Annotated in this window: 20 protein-coding genes; 10 read left to right on the top strand and 10 right to left on the bottom strand. The window is 66.8% G+C overall.

Annotated elements, in window-relative coordinates:
• Positions 1–162: 162 nt before the first annotated feature.
• The 6 genes from NWF34_RS22370 to NWF34_RS22345 all read left to right on the top strand — a co-directional run bounded on the left by NWF34_RS22370 (position 163) and on the right by NWF34_RS22345 (position 7,623).
• Positions 163–1,830, top strand: a complete 1,668-nt coding sequence (locus tag NWF34_RS22370) for an ABC transporter substrate-binding protein (RefSeq protein WP_258326102.1) — start codon at positions 163–165, stop codon at positions 1,828–1,830.
• Positions 1,827–2,849, top strand: coding sequence for an ABC transporter permease (locus tag NWF34_RS22365; protein ID WP_258326101.1), 1,023 nt, complete (start codon positions 1,827–1,829; stop codon positions 2,847–2,849). The genes NWF34_RS22370 and NWF34_RS22365 overlap by 4 nt, the downstream gene beginning before the upstream one ends.
• Positions 2,846–3,727, top strand: coding sequence for an ABC transporter permease (locus NWF34_RS22360; RefSeq protein ID WP_258326100.1), 882 nt, complete (start codon positions 2,846–2,848; stop codon positions 3,725–3,727). The genes NWF34_RS22365 and NWF34_RS22360 overlap by 4 nt, the downstream gene beginning before the upstream one ends.
• Positions 3,724–5,442, top strand: a complete 1,719-nt coding sequence (locus NWF34_RS22355) for an ABC transporter ATP-binding protein (protein ID WP_258326099.1) — start codon at positions 3,724–3,726, stop codon at positions 5,440–5,442. Before NWF34_RS22360 ends, NWF34_RS22355 begins: the two co-directional genes overlap by 4 nt.
• 254 nt (positions 5,443–5,696) lie before the next feature.
• A complete protein-coding gene (locus NWF34_RS22350) occupies positions 5,697–7,172 on the top strand; it encodes a hypothetical protein (protein ID WP_258326098.1) in 1,476 nt (491 codons plus the stop codon).
• A gap of 28 nt (positions 7,173–7,200) precedes the next feature.
• Positions 7,201–7,623 carry a nitroreductase family deazaflavin-dependent oxidoreductase gene (locus NWF34_RS22345; RefSeq protein WP_024497439.1) on the top strand — a complete coding sequence of 141 codons (423 nt, stop codon included), beginning with the start codon at positions 7,201–7,203 and terminating at the stop codon, positions 7,621–7,623.
• Positions 7,624–7,739: 116 nt separating this feature from the next.
• Here NWF34_RS22345 and NWF34_RS22340 read toward each other — a convergent pair whose 3' ends face one another.
• From NWF34_RS22340 to NWF34_RS22325, 4 genes are all read right to left on the bottom strand, one after another.
• Complete coding sequence (locus NWF34_RS22340; protein WP_258326097.1) at positions 7,740–8,813, bottom strand: cation diffusion facilitator family transporter; 1,074 nt, start codon at positions 8,811–8,813, stop codon at positions 7,740–7,742.
• Positions 8,814–8,816: 3 nt separating this feature from the next.
• Entirely contained in the window at positions 8,817–9,215 is a 399-nt protein-coding gene (locus tag NWF34_RS22335; RefSeq protein WP_006435464.1) for a metalloregulator ArsR/SmtB family transcription factor, read from the bottom strand.
• A 25-nt stretch (positions 9,216–9,240) separates the two neighbouring features.
• Positions 9,241–10,293 (bottom strand): fused (3R)-hydroxyacyl-ACP dehydratase subunits HadA/HadB, encoded by a 1,053-nt coding sequence (locus tag NWF34_RS22330; RefSeq protein WP_024497442.1) that lies wholly within the window; start codon positions 10,291–10,293, stop codon positions 9,241–9,243.
• An 81-nt stretch (positions 10,294–10,374) separates the two neighbouring features.
• Positions 10,375–11,646, bottom strand: a complete 1,272-nt coding sequence (locus NWF34_RS22325; protein ID WP_258326096.1) for an oxygenase MpaB family protein — start codon at positions 11,644–11,646, stop codon at positions 10,375–10,377.
• Positions 11,647–11,784: 138 nt separating this feature from the next.
• Here NWF34_RS22325 and NWF34_RS22320 point away from each other — a divergent pair, with 138 nt between their 5' ends.
• Positions 11,785–12,426, top strand: a complete 642-nt coding sequence (locus NWF34_RS22320; protein WP_258326114.1) for an MBL fold metallo-hydrolase — start codon at positions 11,785–11,787, stop codon at positions 12,424–12,426.
• 5 nt (positions 12,427–12,431) lie between these two features.
• On the opposite strand, the gene poxB is transcribed toward NWF34_RS22320, so the two are convergent.
• On the bottom strand, positions 12,432–14,168 hold the full coding sequence (gene poxB, locus NWF34_RS22315) for a ubiquinone-dependent pyruvate dehydrogenase (protein WP_258326113.1): 1,737 nt from the start codon (positions 14,166–14,168) through the stop codon (positions 12,432–12,434).
• 383 nt (positions 14,169–14,551) lie between these two features.
• Here poxB and NWF34_RS22310 point away from each other — a divergent pair, with 383 nt between their 5' ends.
• Positions 14,552–14,968: a hypothetical protein gene (locus NWF34_RS22310; protein WP_258326095.1), complete on the top strand. Its 417-nt coding sequence runs from the start codon at positions 14,552–14,554 to the stop codon at positions 14,966–14,968.
• An 83-nt stretch (positions 14,969–15,051) separates the two neighbouring features.
• Here the strand turns inward: NWF34_RS22310 and NWF34_RS22305 are convergent, their stop codons facing one another.
• A complete protein-coding gene (locus NWF34_RS22305; RefSeq protein ID WP_258326094.1) occupies positions 15,052–15,906 on the bottom strand; it encodes an SDR family NAD(P)-dependent oxidoreductase in 855 nt (284 codons plus the stop codon).
• 166 nt (positions 15,907–16,072) lie between these two features.
• Between NWF34_RS22305 and NWF34_RS22300 the strand changes: the two genes are divergently transcribed.
• Positions 16,073–16,951, top strand: a complete 879-nt coding sequence (locus tag NWF34_RS22300; RefSeq protein ID WP_258326093.1) for a helix-turn-helix domain-containing protein — start codon at positions 16,073–16,075, stop codon at positions 16,949–16,951.
• 89 nt (positions 16,952–17,040) lie between these two features.
• Here the strand turns inward: NWF34_RS22300 and NWF34_RS22295 are convergent, their stop codons facing one another.
• The 4 genes from NWF34_RS22295 to NWF34_RS22280 are packed head-to-tail and all read right to left on the bottom strand — an operon-like array spanning position 17,041 to position 19,985.
• On the bottom strand, positions 17,041–17,667 hold the full coding sequence (locus NWF34_RS22295; protein ID WP_258326092.1) for a GyrI-like domain-containing protein: 627 nt from the start codon (positions 17,665–17,667) through the stop codon (positions 17,041–17,043).
• 22 nt (positions 17,668–17,689) lie between these two features.
• Entirely contained in the window at positions 17,690–18,493 is an 804-nt protein-coding gene (locus tag NWF34_RS22290; protein WP_159405964.1) for an ABC transporter permease, read from the bottom strand.
• Positions 18,490–19,476: an ATP-binding cassette domain-containing protein gene (locus tag NWF34_RS22285; protein WP_258326091.1), complete on the bottom strand. Its 987-nt coding sequence runs from the start codon at positions 19,474–19,476 to the stop codon at positions 18,490–18,492. Before NWF34_RS22285 ends, NWF34_RS22290 begins: the two co-directional genes overlap by 4 nt.
• The gene (locus NWF34_RS22280; protein WP_024497455.1) at positions 19,473–19,985 is read right to left on the bottom strand and encodes a GbsR/MarR family transcriptional regulator; all 513 of its coding nucleotides are present in this window, start codon (positions 19,983–19,985) and stop codon (positions 19,473–19,475) included. The genes NWF34_RS22285 and NWF34_RS22280 overlap by 4 nt, the downstream gene beginning before the upstream one ends.
• A gap of 292 nt (positions 19,986–20,277) precedes the next feature.
• Here NWF34_RS22280 and NWF34_RS22275 point away from each other — a divergent pair.
• On the top strand, positions 20,278–21,509 hold a 1,232-nt coding region (locus tag NWF34_RS22275), incomplete at its 3' end, for a DUF222 domain-containing protein (RefSeq protein WP_258326090.1).

Raw genomic sequence — 21,509 nt, 5'->3', positions numbered from 1 at the left:
GACTCCAAAGCCTGACGCAGACGCCTTCGGTCGTTACCGTACGACGACGACCGCGGGTCCGAGTGCTGATTCAGCTGTGCCGAGACTTCCGTGCCGACCCGCCGCCCCTTCCGCTTTTCATCACTGTCGAATCCTGACTCTCGATATCGAGGAGTACCTGCCGTGTTCAGATCTGTCCGTTCCAGACGGACTCGAGCCCTACTGGCAGTGGGCCTGTCGGCCGCTGCGCTGCTGTCGGCGTGCGGTGAGCGCCCGGCAACCGGAGACGGCACGTCGACGGGCGTTCCCGCTGCGGCCGGCGAATACCTCGACGGCGGCGTCATCGAGTACGGCCACGAGCAGGAACCGCCGTGCATCCACGGCGGCTGGGTCCAGAACGCCTACCTGGCGCGGCAATACCTCGACAACCTGGTCTCGCTCGACGACAACGGGACTCCCGTGCCGTGGCTGGCGACGAGCTGGGAGATCTCGCCCGACCGCAAGACCTACACCTTCCGTCTGAAGTCCGACGTGAAGTTCAGCGACGGAACCGATCTCGATGCCGCGGCGGTGAAGACCAACTTCGACAAGTACCTCGACCCGGATGCGCCGAACGGGACGGTGATGGCCTACATCGGCCAGTACTACGCCGGGGGAGAGGTCATCGACCGCAACACCTACGCGCTGCATCTCAAGCAGCCGTACAGTCCGCTCCTGACCGTTCTCACCCAGGGCTACTTCGGAATCCAGTCGCCCGCCGCGCTCGCGCGTGGGAAGAAGGCGAACTGCTCGCAGCCGGTCGGATCGGGACCGTTCATCATCGAACGCTGGGATCGCAACCGCAGCATCACCTTCGTGCGCAACCCGCACTACAACTCGGCGCCGGCCAATGCGAAACACCAGGGACCGGCCTACGTCGACAAGGTGATCTGGAAGTTCCTCAAGGATCCGGTCCTGCGATACGGCTCGCTGACCAGCGGTTCGTCCGACGTCATCTACAACGTCCCGGCCATCAACTGGGCCGACGCGACAACGCGATTCCAGACCAAGCAGTACGTGACCCCGGGTCGCCCCAACGCGATCACGCTCAACGTCGCCCACGCACCGTTCGACGACGTCCGGGTGCGCCAGGCGTTCGCGTACTCCGCGGACCGCGAGAAGGCGGTGGAGACTGCGTTTCTCGGTGTGGTGCCGTTCAATTCGAACGGCGCCCTCAGTCAGAGCACTCCCGACTACGATCCGTCCGCCGGCGCGTATGTCCGCGACCCGGACAAGGCGAACGCCCTGCTCGATGAGGCGGGGTGGACTTCACGTGACGACGACGGCGTGCGCACCAAGTACGGTCGGCGGCTGACCGCACGGCTCGTGTACGCGGCCGATGCCATCGTCGGACCCGAGGGCGCGGCGATCCTGCAGAACATCGCGTACCAGGCCCGCGACGTCGGCTTCGACATCGAACTCGTCCCGGCGACGCAGAGCGAGTACTTCGGCGGCAACTACGCCAAGCCGGACACCTACGACGCCTACGTCGGCTACTGGACGAGTCCGACTCCCGGCCTGCTCTACATCAACTGGCGCCAGCGACTCGAGGACTCACCCAACCCGCACAACACGGCCTACTACAACGATCCGGCTCTCCAGGGACTGATCGAGAAGGCGAACAGCTCGGCAGACCCCGCCGAACAGCGCGAGTTCTACAGCCAGGCCCAGAAGCTGATCGGTGACCAGGCGCTGTCGATCGGGCTGTACACACAAACGACCTCGATCGCGGCGAACCCGAAGCTGCACGACGTGTGGGTCGAGAAATCCCAGGGTGAACCGGTGTTCGCGGATGCGAGGTTTGTGCGATGACCATTCAGACCGACAAGACGACGATCGTCGACGCGGGCTCGGCGGACGGGCCGGTCGTGCGTCGACGACGCAGGGGCTCGGCGGTGTGGTTGCGGTGGCTCGGCAAGCTCGGCTCGGCCGTGTTCGTGCTGTGGGCGGCCGCGACGATCACCTTCCTCCTGCAGGTGCTCGCACCCGGTGACCGCGCGACGCTGCTGCTGAACCTGTCGTCGGGCGAGAGCCGGGAACGCACGGCCGACGAGGTGGGCCCGGTGAATGATCAGTTCGGCTTCACCGATCCGATCTGGCAGCAGTATCTGCATTACCTGCAGGGTCTGCTGCACGGTGACCTCGGTACGTCGTACCAGCTGAGCGAGCCGGTCACCGAGGTGATCGCCGCCCAGCTCGGTCCCACCCTGGTCCTGACCATCAGTGCGCTGATCGTCGCCTGGCTTCTGGTGCTGGTGACCACGACGCTGACGGCCGGCCGCCGTGGGCCGGGCGGCGCGCTCGGCGCCCTGCTCGAGACCGTGAGCGCCGGACTCCCGCAGTACTGGCTGGGCTCGATCCTGCTGGTGGTCTTCGCGATCAACCTCGACTGGTTCCCGGTCGAGAGCGGTGATTCGCTGCGCGGACTGGTTCTCCCGGTGCTCACACTGGCGATTCCCCTCGCCGGATTCCTCGGCAGCATCGCCCGCGACGAGTTCGCACGCGCACTCGACCAGCCCTTCGTCCTCACGGTCCGGAGCCGCGGACTCGGCGATCTGTCGGTTCGTGCCCGACATGTGTTGCGCCACTCGGTCATTCCCGCCGTGACCGTCTCGGGTTGGGCCATGGGTGCCCTGCTCTCGGGTGCGGTCATCGCCGAAACGGTGTTCGCGAGAGCGGGCATCGGCCAGACCCTCGTCGCAGCCGCCAGTTCGAGAGATGTCCCACTGGTCAGCGGCATCGTCGTGCTCGTCGCCGCGATCTACGCGGTCGCCAACCTGCTCGTGGACTTCCTGTACACCGTCATCGACCCCCGGATCGAGGTCCCGTGACCACCCAGAAACCGTCCATCAAAACGTCCCGCAGCACGGTCACCGCGCTACCGGAGACGTCACGGCGGCCGTGGTCGTTGCCGCCCACCGTCATCGCCGCGCTCGGGGTGCTGGTCCTGCTAGCCCTTGCGGCGGTGGTACCTGGGCTGATCGCGCCGTACGACCCGCTCGCGATCAACCTCGACGAGACGCTGTCGCCGCCGACCTGGGCGCATCCTTTCGGTACCGACCTGTCGGGTCGAGATCTTCTGACTCGCATCATCTTCGGCACCCGGCAGTCCCTCGCCATCGGCCTCGGCGCGGTGGCCGTGGCCCTGTTGCTCGCCGTGGCGCTGGGAATCACGGCCGGGCTCTCGGGCCGGATCGCGCAGGCCCTGGCGAATCGTTGGATCGACGTTCTGTTCGCCTTTCCGACGATCCTCCTCGGACTCCTGCTGACGTCGGTGTTCGGCCCCGGACCGTACACACTGATCTTCGCGATCGGGATCGGCATCGCCCCGGGCTATGCCCGGATCATCCGCGGACAGGTCCTGACGGTCCGCAATGCCGCCTACATCGAGGCGGCGACCGCGCTGGGACACTCGCGGACGCGAATCCTGGTGCAGCACATCGCTCCCAACGCTCTCCGTCCGATGATCGTGACCGCCACGCTCGGCATCGGCCAGGCGATCATCTGGGCGTCGGGGCTGGCCTACCTCGGTCTCGGTGTCGCGCCGCCGTCGCCCGAATGGGGCGCACTGCTCGACGCCGGACGCACCTACATCACGGTGGCGTGGTGGCTGGAGATCTTCCCCGGCCTCGTCATCGTGATCACCGCACTGGCATTCACCACCGTGGGACGCCACCTCGGCGCCCGACTGGAAGGAACAACCCGATGACCGTGGTAGCGAGCTCCATCGAGGAACGGGCGGACGGCGCCGACACCGACGGCACGCGCGCGCCGCTCGCCGAGATCCGGGACCTGCATGTGTCCTTCGGTGATCGGGAAGTCGTCAAGGGCGTCTCGTTCACGGTCGACGCGGGCGAATGCCTCGCCATCGTCGGCGAGTCCGGGTCGGGCAAGTCGGTGACCGCGCGCACGCTCATCGGGCTCACGGGCGAGGGTGCCCGGATCAGCGCCGAGGCCATCGCATTCGACGGACGGTCGCTGCTCGGATACAAGGACCGGGATTGGCGTCGTCTGCGTGGTCGGGAGATCGGCTTCGTCCTCCAGGATGCCCTGGTGTCGCTGGATCAGCTGCGTACCGTCGGGAGCGAAATCGGGGAAGCGCTGACCGCGCACTCGGATTCCCTGGGCGGAGGCATCTTTCGGAGCCGATCGCCCCTCCGACGTGCGGATCGCGAGGAGAAGATCGTCGAACTGCTGACACTGGTCGGCGTCCCCGAACCCCGCGTCCGGGCCGCGCAGCGTCCGCACGAGCTCTCCGGCGGTCTACGCCAGCGCGCGCTGATCGCGTCGGCCCTCGCCCAGGATCCGAAGCTGCTCATCGCGGACGAGCCGACCACCGCTCTCGACGCCACGGTCCAGGCTCAGATCCTCGACGTCCTCGGCGAGGCCAAGGCACGCGGCAACGGCGTCATCCTGATCTCCCACGACCTGGCCGTCGTCGCCCGCCTGGCCGACCGTGTCGCGGTGATGCGGCACGGGGAGATCGTCGAATACGGCTCCACCGACGAGGTGCTGCGCAACCCCACGCACGAATACACCGAAAGCCTGCTCGCATCGGTGCCGTCGCGCACCTCCAAGGGCACGCTCCTGACGAGCGGCGAAACCCTTCCGGAGCCCACGGCGGCATCCGGGATCCACGCGACTCCCGCGCTGCGCGTCCGTGATCTCCGAAAGTCGTTCGAGGGCAAGCACAACACGGCGCGACCGGCGGTACGCGGTGTGAGTTTCGACGTCCTCCCAGGAAAGACGCTGGGAATCGTCGGCGAATCCGGATCGGGCAAGACGACGACGGCTCGGATGGTCCTCGGACTCACCGACCCCGACGCGGGGACCGTCGAGCTGAACGGACGGCCGTGGAGCGCGCTGACCGACGTCGAACGTCGGGTGAACCGGCACCAGATCTCCGTCATCTACCAGGATCCCCTCAGCTCGTTCGATCCCCGGTGGAACGTCGAACGCATCCTGCGCGACAGCCTGCGCTCCCGGGACCTACGCGGCACGGCGCTCGACGACCGTATCTCCGGACTGCTCGGCAGCGTCGGACTCTCGGATGCTTTCCGACGGCGCCACCCACTGCACCTGTCCGGTGGGCAGCGTCAACGAGTGGCCATCGCCCGGGCGCTGGCACCGGAACCGTCGGTGATCGTGTGCGACGAGCCGGTGTCGGCCCTGGACGTGTCGATCCAGGCCCGTATCCTCGACCTGCTCGCGATGCTTCAGGTGGAGACCGGTGTCTCACTGGTCTTCATCTCGCACGACCTCGGCGTCATCCACCACGTCGCCGACGACATCCTGGTGATGCGCGGCGGCGAGGTCGTCGAGTACGGCGACGCCGACCGCGTCTTCGGAAACCCAGAGCACCCCTACACGCGTGAACTGCTCGCCGCGGTGCCCACCGTCGACGGCGGTGAGCTCATCGCCTGAACGCCTCGGCGCGCTCCCATCGAGTCGAGGCCGTGCCGTTCAGAACCGCGCCGGCGGGACAGCCGCAGAGGGCCGGGCCGCGCATGGTGCTGGTGGTGCGCGTGGGACCAACCGTCACTATCGGGCCAACTGAGTCGCGAGCCCGGTGTCGTTAATATCCGGTTCGCCCTGTTCCGGTATATCTCTGGCAGTGCTTTGGTCGGGAAGCCGAAGAATCCCTCGTGCGCATTTCCTGTACAGAGAAAGGCTGTCTCATGACTGCTCGGAGACGGAGCAAACGCCGCAGGAAGATCGCCACCGGTTCGGCGTCGGTGGTGGCAGCGGCGGCCATGACGGCAGGTGTCGCCTTCGGCGGTGCGCAGGCGTCGGTCAATCCGGTGGTGTCGTTCCCGCCCAACCCTCCGGTGGTGTCGTTCCCGTCCAATCCACCGGTCGTGTCCTTTCCTCACCCGTCCGAGATCACCTTCGCCTATGAGAGCCGCGTCCTCACGGCGATGCTGCGAGCGCTCAACGAGGTCGGCGTCACGATCGATGACCGGGGCATCCAGATCGTTTCGCAGGGAGTCCTCGGCGGCACCGTGCTCAACCACCCGGACGCGCAGGGTGACGGGGCGTCATTCGCATTCCTCCCGGGCTCTGTCGCCGGAACCTCGTCTCCGAGCGCCGCTGACGTCGCCTTCGCCCTCGCCGTCCTGGGGTTGGGCGTCGCGACGGCGTCTGCCGACGACACCGGGTCGGTCACCTGCTTCGGTGCCCTCGCGATAGCGACCTCGTCCTCGGCTGGTGCGTGCACAAACGTTCTGGGCGCATTCGACTTTCGTTATGACCGGCTGAAGAAGGAGATCCAGTTCGGCCTGACGAATCCCGGGACGCTCCTCACCGGCGACCGGTCGCTGGAGGACATCCTCGACGACGTGGTGCTCGGGGGAGGCAGCGCGACAGCGTTGACGAAGGACTTCGTTCGGGTCACCCTCGGTCAGTCGGCCGGAACCCACCGGATCGCGGTCACCTCGAGCTATGGGTACGCACCCGTCATCGTCGGCGGCAGCGATTCGAATGTCGCCGACCCGGTGTATGGGCCGGGAGCGATCACACTGGACTGGCTGGGAAGCACGATCGTTCTCTTCCCCGTCGTGACCGTGGGCGGTGACACATACGTCAACTACCTCAGTGTGCCGCAGATCCGCTTGGGTGTGCCGACCGATCGCGCCGACCTCACCCCGAGGATTCGAACCGGAAGCTTCACCCTGCCATGGGGTGTCACACTTCCGGCGAAGACCCTGACGCTCGGACCCCACCTCGTCCCGCCCGTCACGGGTACACCCACGGACCTCGGTTCCGGCAGTGGTTCGGGGAACGATCGGGGCAACACGACGAAGCCGGGTCCCGACCCGGGAATCATCGAGGACACCCAGCCCGTCGATCCCGGCCCCGCCCCCAGAGGCGAGCACGGCGGATCGACCTCGGGTCCCGGCGGAGAACAGTCCGACGACACGACTCCCGGTGCTGACCCGATCGGGGATGTGCCGGCGGTGTCGGACTCCTCGACTACGGAGAAGGAGCCGGTGCCGGATTCCGCCGGTTCGGACCTGAAGACGGTCGTGGACGACGGATCATCCACCGGCGAGACCAATGTGACGACTGCCGACGGGTCGCGACCGGCGTCCGGAGCGGGAGCAGCAACGGAGACTGTCGCCGAAGACGGTGGCGATCCGCGGACGGCGGAATAGGTACGGGTGTCGGAGTGTTCTTGCGGCCATGAGTGTCAACGCAGAATTGAGTCCTGAAGGCTGGGTCCGCGAGCAGACCGAGAAGATCCTGGAGCAGGGCACCACCGAGGGTGTGCTGGTCCAGGATCGTCCGATCGTGCTGTTCACCACCACCGGCGCGAAGTCCGGCAAGAAGCGCTACGTGCCGCTCATGCGCGTGGAGGAGGACGGCAAGTACGCGATGGTCGCCTCCAAAGGCGGTGCACCGGAGCATCCGGCCTGGTACTTCAACGTCAAGGCCAATCCGCAGGTCACCGTGCAGGACGGTTCCGAGATCAAGGAACTGACCGCGCGTGAGATCAGCGGCGACGAGCGTGCTCACTGGTGGGAGCTCGCCGTCGCGGCCTTCCCTCCCTACGGGGAGTACCAGACCAAGACCGACCGTGAGATTCCGGTCTTCATTCTGGAGTGATTCATCTGCAGCCCGCAGGCATCAGAGCCCTCGACTTCGGTCGGGGGCTCTGATGTTGTGGCCGCCGAGTGGCGCCCGATGTCCACCAGCGGGTCATCTGCGGCCATGCTTCGTGATCAAGGGCGGGTGTTGACCGTGTGTTCCTGCTGCCCGTGGGGATGATCCCCGTGTGCGGGATAAGCGTGGATCAGTGCGCTGGCGAGCTTCGGAACGGCATGGGTCAGTTCGTGTTCGGCGTCGTGCGCGATGGTGTGCGCCTCGGTGAGCAGCAGGTTCGGATCGACGTCCAGTTCGGCGTCGGCATGGAGTCGATGTCCGATCCAGCGCATGCGAATGCTGCGGACGGCCAGCACCCCCGGACGTTCGGCGAGGGTCTTCTCGGCGGTCTCGACGAGGTCGGGATCCACGCCGTCGAGCAGACGGCGGAAGACGTCGCGCACCGCAGTGCGCAGAACCGCGAGGATGGCGACGGTGATCAGCAGCCCGACGATCGGATCGGCGAGCGGAATCCCGACAGCCACGCCGCCCGCGCTGAGCAGCACCGCGAGGGACGTGAAACCGTCTGTGCGCGCGTGGAGTCCGTCGGCGACGAGGGCGGCCGAACCGATGCGTCTGCCGACTCGAATGCGGTACAGCGCCACCCACTCGTTGCCGATGAAGCCGACGAGACCGGCAAGCGCCACCCACCCGACGTGTTCGATGGGTCGGGGATCGAGGAGCCGTCCTACGGCCTCGTATCCGGCGATGAACGCCGACAGGGCGATCATCGCGACGACGAACAGTCCGGCCAGGTCCTCGACGCGTCCGAACCCGTAGGTGTAGCGCCGAGTGGCCGACCGGGTGCCCAGGGCGAAAGCGATCCAGAGCGGTACCGCGGTGAGGGCGTCGGAGAAGTTGTGAATCGTGTCGGCGGCCAGCGCGATCGAGCCCGAGGCGGCGACGATCCCGGCCTGTGCGACAGCGGTGACGCCGAGGACCAGCAGGCTGATCTTCACTGCGCGGATGCCTGCCTTCGAGGACTCCAGTGCGGAGTCGACGCTGTCGGCCGCGTCGTGGGAATGCGGCGCGAAGATCTCGGCGACTATTCCCCGGAAGCCGTGCCGGTGCGTATGGCCGTGGTGATGCGGATGGCGGTGCGCGTGACCGTCAGGGTGGTCGTGCCGATGGGGGGCGCGGGGCAGATGCGTCATCGCTCACGCCTCCCGGGCCGGTCCCGGATCGACGGCGCGAAGTGCGGGATCGCCGCGATGGTGTGGGGGCACACCCGGGCCGGCGTGTTCGGCGTTGAACACCGCATCGGTGACGAGACGCTGGACGTGCTCGTTCTCGAGACTGTAGAAGATCGTGGTCCCGGCGCGGCGGGTGCGGACGAGCCGCGCCATCCGGAGCTTGGCGAGATGTTGCGACACGGAGGGCCCGGGCTTGCCGACCGCGTCCGCGAGTTCACTGACCGACATCTCGGTGTCGGACAGTGCCCACAGCAGTTGGATGCGGGTCGGGTCGGCAAGCATCCGGAAGACCTCGACCACCAGCCGCACCTGATCCTCCGCGATGGGAGAGCGCGCGACCGGTGAATGCTTATCTGCATTCATATGCAGATAGTAGCGCTCTGGTCGGTCAGGCGAAACGGATGTTCATGGTCGCGAGACCGAACACCTTCCGGCCACCCGATTTCGCGACGATGATGACGACACCGGACCTGGTCTCGGGGTCCAGCGACTTGATGCGTCCGCTGAATTCGATCTCGCCGCCGTCGGACGCCGAGACGGGAACCGTCTGGGAGAGCCGCACCGAGTAGCGGGTGACCGCGCCGGGATCGCCGGACCACGAGGCGACGAAGGCCGCGCCGAGACCCATCGTGAGCATCCCGTGTGCGATGACGTCGGGCAGCCCCGCGAGCTTGGCGACCGCCTCGTCCCAGTGGATGGGGTTGGCGTCGCCGGCGACACCTCCGTAGTTGACCAGGTCGCCGCGGGAGATGCGGACGGTGTGCATCGGCAGTTCGTCGCCCACCGAGAGCTCGTCGAAGGAGCGCGCGCCGGACGGACGGCTCGCGCCGTCGGCGACGCGGATCTCACCCTCGGGCCGGACGGTCTTCTCGTACAGGTGGTGGGTGTCCTCGTGGCTGAAGATGTTGACGTCGTGCATCATCACCTTGCGCACCGCGGGGCCGAGAGTCGGATCGACCTCGTCGGCGGTGACCCCGACAACCGTGGTGTGCATCGTGTGCACCTTCTCGCCGGCGGCGTCGGTCATGGTGTTGGTCACGGTGATCAGCTCACGGCCGGCGACCTTGCGCACGCTCGACAGTTCGACGTCGGTGACGAGCTCGTCCCCGGCCACGATCGGCCGGTGCTGCTCGAAGACCTGCTCGGTCTGCACGTAGGTGTCGTAGCCGACGATCACGGACTCGAACAGCTCCCGGTTCGCGGCCATCGCCGGGATGGAGGTGAACGTCAGCGGTGCGACGAGTCCCGAGTATCCAAGGGCAGCAGCGGCTTCCGGCTCCCAGTGGGCAGGGTGGTAGTCCTGGACCGCGCGGGCGTATTCGCGGACCTTCTCGCGCCCCACCTCGTAGGAGCCGTCGAGGACGTAGTAGTGGCCGACGCGCGTCTCGAGGTCGGGCGCCTCACCGGCTGCCGTCGGTTCCGTGATGGGGGGTTGGGTCATTTCGACAACGCTAATCGCGCGGGTTCCGCAGGCAAAACCGTGGCATCCTCCGGTCCCGCGCTCGACGACACCGCGTGGACGTCAGCGTCGCAGCCCCTTGCCGTGCGCGAACTCCGCAGGGCGTCCCGAGGACTGCCATCGGTGCCAATTCTCCCGGTGGCGACACATCACCTTCTCGTGCAGTCGGCGGAACGTCGGGGAGACCCGGCGCAGTGTCTCGATGAGCGTCACGGCGGGCAGTCGCAACAGGATCAGCGCGAGACCCGGGACCGGATTGGGCATGTCGTAGCGAAAGCGCGTCGTCGGCATCATGTAGATCGTCGAGTACGCGGCGTACATCATGGCGTTGTACTTGCCGCGGATGCGCTCGAGGCCCTTCGCGTTCGCGCCGGCGAATGCAGCCGGGAACGACTCGATGAGTTCGGCGCCTTCCGCACCCGCGTCGTAGCTGCGCGTCGTGTTGACGAAGGCCAACAATCGCAGCGAGTCGGCGATGGTCTCGGGGAACCACTGGGTACGCACGCCGAGCAGATGCCCGAGGTAGCGCTGATAGTGCAACAGCACCCGGATCTCGCGAGGCGTGGTCTGGACGCCGGTCAGCCACAGTGCCGACGCGGGCACGACGCTGCCGCCGAGCAGGGTCAGCAGCTGATACGACTGACTGATTGGCTCGCCCCACCGCTCCACGTCCCATTCGGGGTGCTCGGCGACGGTGCGTCGAACCCACACATGCATCACGCGGACCCGCATCGCCGTCGCCCGTCCGGCCGACCCCGGGGTCAGCAGCGCGCCGGGCTGGGAGACGTCGATCCAGAACCGGGACGTCTCCAGGAATCGGCGTAGCGCGTTGTCGCCGGCGTATCCGCCGGCCAGTGACAGCGGCTTGGCGACTGCGGCCTCGGTGTACATCTCGAGTGTGATCCCGCCGGCGACACTGAAGAGTCCGGTGCCCCAGCGACGCCAGATCTCCTCGCCCTCCGCGATGAGCTCCGGGTCGACCCAGTCGGGAACCGTCTCGAATTCCTCGAACAGTTCGACCAGCGCCGGCGGTGGGCTCTCGATGCTGTCGAGCCCGTCGGTGAGTGCCTGGTCCAGCAGCGCTCGGGCGGCCTCGGGGCCGAGCGAGCCGTAGACCTCGTCGACAAACCGCTCGGCCACCGGATCGGTGCGGAACATGTCCTCGGCGAAGGTGCGCAGCTGCTCGGGCTCGGGGTAGAGGTCGTTACCCGTCGCCCTCCGGACAAGGGCGCGTGCGCGCTGCAGTCGGCGGTTGGACATCGCGGCGTCGTAGGTGACGGCGCTCGGGAAGGCGGGAGCGTCGTCGGTCGAGCGACCCGACAGCACTGCGGACACGGGAACCCCCAATAACTGAGACGAATTCCCTCATGTGTATCACCCGTCGTGCCGAGTGTGCACGTCGCCTCCTTGACCTCGAGTCCACTTGAAGTTGCACCGTGGGTGGACGTGACCGCCCTCACCGAGGAGAACCCGATGCGACAGGTGCTACCCGACCTCTGGGAGACCGCCACCGACAATCCATTCCCCGGCCTCACCACGCATGCCTACCTGTGGACGTCGGACCGCAACGCGTTGTTCTACTCGGTGGCGTCCGACGCCGAGTTCGACGACGTGGAGAAGTTGGGTGGCGTCGACGACCAGTACCTGTCCCATCACGATGAGGCCGGCCCGATGCTCGGCCGCATCGAAGACCGGTTCGGGGCGACGCTGCACGCGCCCGCACCCGAGGCCGGCCGGATCGGCCGGTATGCGCGCGTGGACATAGCGCTCGCCGAAAGGTACGTCGACGACAACGGTGTCGAGGTGATCCCGACACCCGGGCACACACCCGGCAGCACGTGCTACCTCGTGCCGGGTGACGACGGCCTCCGGTACCTGTTCACCGGAGACACCCTGTACCTGAGCGAATCCGGCGAGTGGACGGCCGGATATCTGCCGAGTTTCAGCAACGCACACACTCTTGCGGAGAGCCTGCGTCTGCTGGCGACGCTGACCGTCGATGTGGTGATCTCGAGTGCGTACGCCGGGGATTCAGCGGTGAATCACGTTGTCGCCCAGGAATGGCCGGATCACATCGATCAGGCTCTCGCCGGACTCTCGGCCGCGCAGCGTTAGGGCGGTCAGTCGAACAGCCGCCGGAAGACGTTGGTCTCCGCCAGGTCGACCAGTTCGTCCCCACGACCGGACAGCACGGTGCGCAGGGCGTAGAGGGTGAATCCCTTGGCCTGGGCGGCGGTGATGGTCGGTGGGATCGACAGTTCCTGGCGGGCCGTCGTCACGTCGAGCAGCGCCGGGCCGTCGTGGGCGAGGAATTCGTCGACGGCGCCGGCGAGGTCGTCGGCCTGCTCGACCTTGCGTCCGCGGATGCCGACGGATTCGGCGAGCTTCGCGAAGTCGGGGTTCTCCAGATCCGTGCCGTAGTTGACGAATCCGGCTGCCTTCATCTCCACCTCGACGAAGTTCAGCGACGAGTTGTTGAAGACGACGATCTTCACCGGCAGCTCGTTCTGGGTGATGGTGAGCAACTCCCCGAGCAGCATCGCCAGCCCGCCGTCGCCGGCCAGTGCGATGATCTGTCGCCGGGGGAATGCCGTCTGCGCGCCGATCGCCTGCGAGACCGCATTCGCCATCGACCCGTGGGTGAACGAGCCGATCAGTCGGCGGGACCCGTTCATGGTCAGGTACCGCGCGGCCCACACGACGGGCGAACCGACGTCGGGGATGAAGACGGCGTCCGCGCTTGCCTTTTCGCTGATGAGCCGGGTGAGGTACTGCGGGTGGATCGGGGACCGGTTGCGGTCGTTGTCGGCCAGTTCGTCCAGGCGTCGACGCGCCTTTGTGTAGTGGGCGAGTGAGGTCGTCAGGTGTTCGGGATCGCGGTCGGCCGAGATCAGCGGGAGCAGCGCGCGCACCGTGTCGCCGACATCGCCGACCAGCGGCACGTCGACCGGACAGCGTCGACCGATCTGTTCGCCACGGATGTCGATCTGGATGATGGTCGCCTTGGACGGATAGAACTGCGGATACGGGAAGTCGGTCCCCAACATGAGAAGGGTGTCGCACTTCTCGATCGCGCGATACCCCGACGAAAAGCCCAACAGCCCGGTCATGCCCACGTCGTAGGGGTTGTCGTATTCGATGAACTCCTTGCCGCGCAAGGCATGCACGATCGGTGCCTGTAACGCGCGGGCGAGTCCGACGACCTCGTCGTGCGATCCCTGGACACCGGCACCCGCGAGGATCGTGACCCGCCGAGCGGCGTTCAGAGTGTCTGCAGTGCGGGTCAACTCCGCGTCGGTGGGACGGACCACCCGCGGCATCCGCCGGATCGGTGCGCCCGCACGACGTTTGGGGCACGGTTTGAGGAACAGTTCGCCGGGGATCACCAGAACGGCCACGTCGCGCCGTTCGACCGCCGTGCGCAAAGCGACGTCGAGCAGTCGGGGCATCTGCTCGGGGGTGCTGACCATCTCGCAGAAGGCGCTGCACTCGCGGAAGAGCTGTTCGGGATGGGTTTCCTGGAAGTAGCCGCTGCCGATCTCGGGTCCGGGGATGTGGGCCGCGATCGCGAGAACCGGCACGCGGCTGCGGTGAGCGTCGAAGAGCCCGTTGATCAGGTGGAGATTGCCGGGGCCGCAACTGCCCACGCACACCGCGAGTTCGCCGGTCAGTGCGGCTTCGGCGGAGGCCGCGAACGCAGCCGCCTCCTCGTGCCGGACGTGTTGCCAGGTGATGGCCTCGGTGGTGCGCAGGGCGTCGGTGAGACCGTTGAGTGAATCACCCGGAAGCCCGTGCACACGCTGCACTCCGGCACGATCGAGCTCTTCGACGATCCTCTCGGCGACTGTTGTCGGCATGGTGATCCGTTCGGTCGAGTCGGTGTGCACCCGACTATAGACGCGACTCGAGAGGCGCCGACCTCGTTGAACTTCCACGCGCGATGATTCCGGGCATCGTACTCGGGGCCGTTGGTGACACGGCCTGTCCTTGCCTCGCCGCGGTGAACCGTTGCAGAAGTGCGGCTTCCAGACGATCGGGTCGTCCGACTTCTCGACAACGTGCCTCGCGGGACGGCTCGGGCCCGGGGTAGGCCCGGGACCTGTGGATGTCAGGCCGGGCTGTGGATGGTGTCGTCGGCCACCGTGTTGCTTGTCGGGATCGGTCGTCACCGTGGATCGCACCACGCCGCGCGGCGTGGGCCTCGCGTTCTGCGAGGTGGATCGACACACGGGAGTCGCTCATGAAAGTCCTGACCGCCACCTCATCCGGTGCCACCCGCGAGGATGACTTCTGCCACGCCGTGGAGGGCGAGATCGTGCTGCCGTCGGTGGTGTGCGATTCCCGGACCTGCGGATGCGACCGCGCGTTCGGCGGACTCAACTCCCACCGGGCCACAACGACGATCATGGTCCGGGACCTGGACCTCACCGTTGAGGATCTCGTGGCGGCCACCTTCGGATATCTCGAGTCCGCGGGATGGGCAGATCTGCTCAAGACCGATGTGATGCCCGACGATCCGGCGGACCCGGTCGCGGCATACGCCCTCGAGCTACTCGTGCCGACGCTGGTGCTGGCCGCGCAACTCGATGCCGGTGCCATCATCCGGGTTGCCTACAACCGCAGAGCCGAAGCGTGGGAGTACGCGCCGGCGAGCTGAAACCCGGCCTGCTCACTGACAGAGGTCATTTCGGCGATGCGACTTCGATCGAGGTCGCATCGCCGAAGCGACGTCGCATGGACTCAGTCCTGGTGATCCGAGGTCACCGCGAGCGTCTTCGCGGCGTCGAAGTCCGCCCGCAGCGCCTCCAGGCGGGCGTCGGCGAACTCGAGTGAGTCCGACCCCAGGAGCTGGTGCATCGGGGCGTCGCCCTCGACGGCGACGGTGATGATCGCCGACGCGGCGCGGGCCGGATCGCCGAGCTGGGTGCCGGGCATGGCCTGGTGTGCCTGGGTCATCTCGCGGATGGCCGGGTAGGCGTCGACGGTGGATTCCGGCAGACCCAGCGAGCTGGGACGCAGGAAGTCGGTCCGCATGTAGCCGGGTTCGATCAGGTTGACCGCGATGTCGAAGTCGGCGACCTCGGCAGCCAGCGACTCGGTCAGCCCCTCCAGCGCGAACTTGCCGGCGCAGTACAGGCCCCAGCCTGGGAACGTGGTGATACCCAGGATCGACGATACGTTGATGATGTGGCCGCTGCGGCGTGCGCGCATCTGCGGCAGCGCGGCCCGCAGCACGTTCCAGACCCCGAAGATCTGGACGTCGAACATCTCCCGGGCCTCGGCGTCGGTGACCTCCTCGACCGCGGCGAGGAAGCCGTAGCCGGCGTTGTTGACCACCACGTCGATGCCGCCGAACCGTTCCTCGGTGGCCGCCGCCGCAGTCTTGACGTCGGCTTCGTCGGCGAGCGACACCTCCAGTGGGAGCAGGCGACTCGTGTCGACATCGGCCAGGGCTTCGGTCAGACGACCGGCAGATCGGGTCGTGGCCGCGACGTTGTCGCCGCGTTGCAACAGCTGGATGACCAGTTCCAGGCCGAGGCCGCGCGAAGCGCCGGTGACGAACCAGGTTGCCGGACGATCGGTGGGATGGCTCATGATTACCTCCTGTGTTTCCCAGCTCGTCTCTCGAACCGGTGACACCAGAATCTCGCGCCGAAAGGCCCTGTGGGACCCCATAACTGACCACCCCGTACCCAGGACCGGGCAACCTAGGACTCGAAGACCCAGGCACGGTCCGCGGCGCGCGCGCATGATGGTGGTCATGGCCGATCTGAATCGAGAACTCGCGGACTTCCTCCGTCGTGCTCGGGCGGCACGCGATCCGCAGGAGGCCGGACTCGCCGACGACGGGCGGGTTCGCCGCGTCAAGGGGCTGCGACGCGAAGAGGTGGCGCTGCTGGCCGGGGTGTCCACCGACTACTACACGCGGCTGGAACAGGGTCGGCGCATCGTGCCGTCGACGCAGGTCATCGAGGCGATCTCGCGTGCCCTCGGGCTCGACGACGTAGGACGCACCCACTTGCACGATCTCGTCTCCGCGACGCGGACGCCGCGGGCGGTCGCACGTACGCGCGCGGCGCAGCGGGTACGACCCGGACTGCGTCAGCTCCTCGATTCGCTCGACGCGCACCCCGCGCTGATCCTCGGTCGACGCACCGAGGTGCTCGCCGCCAACCGGATGGCGTGCGCTCTGTTCGCCGACTTCGAGCGGATGCCCGGACGCGAACGGAACTACGCCCGCTGGATGCTCCTCTCCGACGACGCGCGCGACCTCTTCGTCGACTGGGAAGCGCAGGCCCGCAACGCCGTCGAGAGTCTGCGCCTCGAGGCCGGGCGATCCCCGGAGGATCGCGACGTCATCGAACTGGTCGGCGAGCTGTCGGTGTCGAGTCCGGAGTTCCGGCAGTGGTGGTCGGAACATCAGGTCCACCAACGGACCTTCGGTTCTAAGCGGCTCGTGCACCCGATCGTCGGCGACGTCACCGTCGACTACGAGACTTTCGTGCTGCCCGGCGACAGTGAACAGGCCCTGTACCTGTACACGACGGAGCCGGGGTCGCCGTCCCGCGAGGCGATCTCGATCCTGGCGAGCTGGAGTCAGCCGGCGCGTGAACCCGAGTCCGAACCGTCGGACGGCTGAAGCGCACTCGCCGGGACCCGCCCGCCGACCGCCGACGACTATGCGGCGCTGGAGAGATCGCTGATCCGCCTGCGGGAGATCACCGATCCCTACCGGTGAGTCCTCTCGACCGGCTGGCGCAGGATCGTACGGAGCCTCGCCGGTGCCACCTTGCGGAAGTCGCTGAAGTAGATCTCATGGTGGTGCCCACTCATGCGCAGGTCATTGGCGGGGATGAACTCCTCGTGCATGCGGTTCAGGACGGGTGCCTCGTCGTCGAAGGAACCGAGGTGCAGGGTCTGCACGCAGAGTCCCTCGTCGAGGGTCGCGGTGCGAAGGTCGTCGAGCCGGGGCGGTGGCTTCTTCGTGCCGACCGTCTCGATCACCGAGGCGATCATGTCGTCGGTCAGCCACGGCGGAACCAGGATCATGAGTGTCCAGCTCCACCTGGTCTTGTCGCGCGCCCCGGTGAACACCTCCATGTCGTCGGCCCACCATCGGCCTTCAAGCGGCGGCACCACATAGTCGCGACCGAGTCCGCGGCTGCTGGCGAACTTGAGCTTGTAGGCGACCGGATACAGGGTCTCGATCGCAGCGGCGAAGTCGGGGGAGTCGTTGGGGTCGCCCTGGCCGTCGATCATCAGGTATCGCATGGAGGGGACTTCGAGGATGCGGAACTCGCCGCGTCTGGCCTGATAGCAGTCGAGTGTCTTCTTGAAGTCGACCTTGTCGCTCAAAGAGTTCCGCTCCGGTTGTCGGCTAGGAGGTGATGGCTCGCCGTTCATAGGTGCGCAGGGCGAGTCCGTAGGATACCGCGCCGATGCCCAGGCTCCAGGCAATTGCCGCGATCACGCTGCCGGTGGGAACCGTTGCGGCGGTGAGAGCTCCACGGAGGACCTCGATGACAGGGGTGAACGGCTGGTACTCGGCGAATTGCTTGACCCCGACGGGCAAGGAGTCGGCGGGAACGAAACCGGTGCTGAGAAACGGCATGATCGTCAGGAACATCGGCGAGTTGCTGGCGGTCTCCACGGTGTCCGCGGCGAGGCCCAGGTAGATCGCCAGCCAGATCAGGGCGACCGAGAACATGACCGTGATACCGAGTGCGCCAAGCCATCCGAGGGGGTCCACGGTGGGGCGGAAGCCGAGGGCGATCGCCACCGCGAGAACGATCGCGATGCTGAACAAGGCCTGGATGAGGCTGGCGAGGACATGCCCGACGAGCACGGAGGATCGTCCGATATCCATGGTGCGGAACCGGTTGATAATCCCCGATGTCATGTCCATCGCGACCACGATCGCCGACCCCTGGACCGCGGACGCGATCGTCACGAGGATGATGCCGGGGATGACGTAGTCGAGGTACGCGGCGCGGCCGGTGGCTCCGGTGGATGTGGTCATCCCGGCGCCGAGCTGGCCGCCGAAGACGAAGACGAACAGCAGCAGGAACACGACTGGCAAGCCGACCAGCATGATCGTCAACGACGGGTACTTGACGAGCCGTCGGAGATTGCGGCGCAGCATGACCCGCGAGTCGGTCACGGTGTAGGTCAACGCGGTCATGACGCGGCTCCCGAGGTGTTGCTGTCGTTCCCGACGGCTTCCGCCGGTGCCGACCCGGTGAGGGCGAAGAACACGTCGTCGAGGGTCGCGGTGTGGACGTGGACGTCGGCCACCTCGACGTCGGCGGCGTCGAGGAGGTTGAGCGTCGTGCGGATGGTGGACACGGTGTCGTCGGTGGCGATGTCGAGCCGACGGGACTCGACGATCGGCCGGGCGGAGGGGAGTAGCCGCCGGGCGGAGTCGAAGGCGTCGTCGTCGGCGAACGTGAGGCGCACCTCGGAATCGTGCACCCGCTTCTTCAGTTCCGCCGCGGTGCCCTCGGCGACGATGTGACCGTGGTCGAGCACCGCGATGCGGTCGGCCAGCTGGTCGGCCTCCTCGAGGTACTGGGTGGTGAGGAAGATCGTGACCCCGTCGGCGGCGAGGCCGCTGATGATGTCCCACAACACCCGTCGGCTGCGCGGGTCGAGTCCGGTCGTCGGCTCGTCGAGGAAGATGACGCGCGGTGTGGAGACGAGCGTCATCGCCAGGTCGAGGCGGCGACGCATACCGCCGGAATAGGTCGACACCGCACGGTCCGCAGCGCCCACGAGATCGAACTGTTCGAGCAGATCGTCCGCACGACGTCGACCAGCGGCGCGTCCGAGGTGGCGGAGGTCGGCCATCAGGGTCAGATTCTCGCGGCCGCTGAACAGGTCGTCGATGGCGACATACTGGCCGGTGACGCCGATCATCGAGCGCACCGCGCGGGCCGCTGCCACGGTGTCGTGGCCGTCGATGGTCACGGTGCCGGAATCGGCCGGGAACAGCGTCGAGGCGATGCTCACCGTGGTCGTCTTGCCCGAACCGTTGGGGCCGAGCAGCGCGGTCACCGACCCGGCCGGAACGGTCAGGTCGATACCATCCAGAACCTTTTGCTCGCCATAGCTTTTCGTGAGTCCGCGGATGCAGATCTCGGCGCCTGCGGTGCGGCTGAGGGTCATGCGCTCGGCCCTTCTGACGGAGAAGCGGGGATCTCGCCGGCCGCGATCAACACCTCGCGTTCCTTCTGCCACTCGGCGTACAACGCCGGGATCCGATTGGTGAGGAACTCGGTGAACGCCGCGATCTCGCTGAGGACCGCGCGACGCTCCGGAGGTGCGTCGCGAAGGACGTCGAGTCCCTCTCGTGCGAGTGCCCCCAGTTCTTCGTATTCGGCATTGTCCATCCCGAGGCCACGTGCCGAGGTGATGTCGATCGAGATGCGGTCCATCCGTTCCCCGGCGGTGCGCGTCCGCATCACCTGGCCCACGGATTCCAGCGTGGCGATGGCGTTGGCGATCGCCGAGCGGCTCGCGAGCAGGGCGTCGCTCAGCTCGGCGATCGTCGGGGCAGGCGAATCGCACACCGCCAGATAACCGAGGACGCGTCCGACCATCGGCGGGTAGCTGTAACGACGCGCGCAGAATCGCGCCATGTGATCTGCGAACGTCAGTTGCGCGTCGAGTGCCATACGTCACAGTGTGCGCGCATGACTGAGATAACACAAATCTGTGTCATCTGATCGCCCTGTTCTGAGGAATCGGTCTGTCAGACTCTATTTCGACGTTGCGACTTCGATCGAGGTCGCAACGTCGAGATGAGGTCTGGAAGTGGAAGGACCGATTCTCGCGTAACCCATTGCCGCACAACCCCTTGGTCACCCCGTCTGTGGATGAGTATCTGTTCTTGTCGGTGATCGGGTTTACCTTGGTTGGTAACAGATTCAGCCAACCAGGTTGGGCTGTAGACGTTGTGGGGGCAGCGTGTCAGACAGGTGGACCGATCTACCGGCCGAGTTCCTCGGCGGAGTCGATCCTGCCCACCCCGAATCATCCGACACCGCAACCCATATGACACGGATGCGGTCGATCCGCCACGGCGAAGCCTTCCTGGCCTATTCTCGCTACCAGTCGATCGCCACCGTCTACGACCAACTCGTCCTCAACAGCACTGGCGGGTTCTTCATCGACCGCTACACCGAGATGGTCACCCGGGTGTGCCGCGAAGACGCCATCACCCGCTACCAGGCCGATCAGTGGGTCGGCGAAGCACTCGCGCTGCGCGAGCGGCTTCCCAAAGTACTAACCACCCTGCGCGATGGGATCGTGTCGCGCCAGTTGATCCAGACGGTCCTGTCCCGTACCGACCTGATCACCGACGACACGATCATGGCCGACCTCGACGCCGAGATCGAACACATCCTGCGCGGCCGCACGGGTGCGTGGAGCAAACCCCGGTTGCGGGACATGGTCGATCGCCTGGTCTTCCGTCACGACCCCGATGCGGTGCGGGAACGCCGCCGCGAAGCCTTGGACAAGCGTGGGGTGTGGACGGAGAACTTCGTCGACGGTACCGGTGAGATCACCGGGGTGATGGCGGCCGAGAACGTGCGGATCGCCGAGAAAGCGGTGAAAGCGTTGGCCGAGACCGTCTGCGCCCAGGATGGTCGGAAGCGGAATCAACGGAACTCTGATGCCATGTTCGCGCTGTTGACCGGCACCGCTTTCGAGTGTCAGTGCCAGCGGGAGGACTGCGACGCCGAGATCCCCGACCCGGCTGAGGTGGTGCGGTCGGTGAGTACCGAGATCGTGATCCACGTCGTCACCGACCCCGCCACCCTCGACGGTGTGCCCGGTATCGCCTGGGTCGGCGGTCACGGCGTGATCTCCGATGAACACATTCGCGACCTCGCCGCCCGGCCCGACGCGATCATCAAACCGGTCACCCCTGTCCGCACGGCACCTATACGTGTTGCCGCAGAGTCGGATTCGTCGGCCGGTGAAGACGAGGGCGACGCACAGTCGCGTCAGGCCGAGCGTTCGCGACCCGACGCCGGTGCGACTGGTGAGTCGACGGAGTCGAACTCGGCCGATGCGCCGGAGGCGGCTTCGTCGGGTGTAGTCGTTGTCTATCCCGGTGCGCAATCCGCCGATCCGTACCGGCCCACCACCGCGTGCGCCGACTTCGTGCGCGTGCGCGACGGCTATTGCACCGA

The sequence above is a fragment of the Gordonia sp. GONU genome (genome assembly GCF_024733855.1).
Taxonomy (GTDB): Bacteria; Actinomycetota; Actinomycetes; order Mycobacteriales; family Mycobacteriaceae; genus Gordonia; species Gordonia amicalis.
Note: the sequence above shows the minus strand (reverse complement) of the source record. Positions and strands in the feature narration are given on the sequence as shown.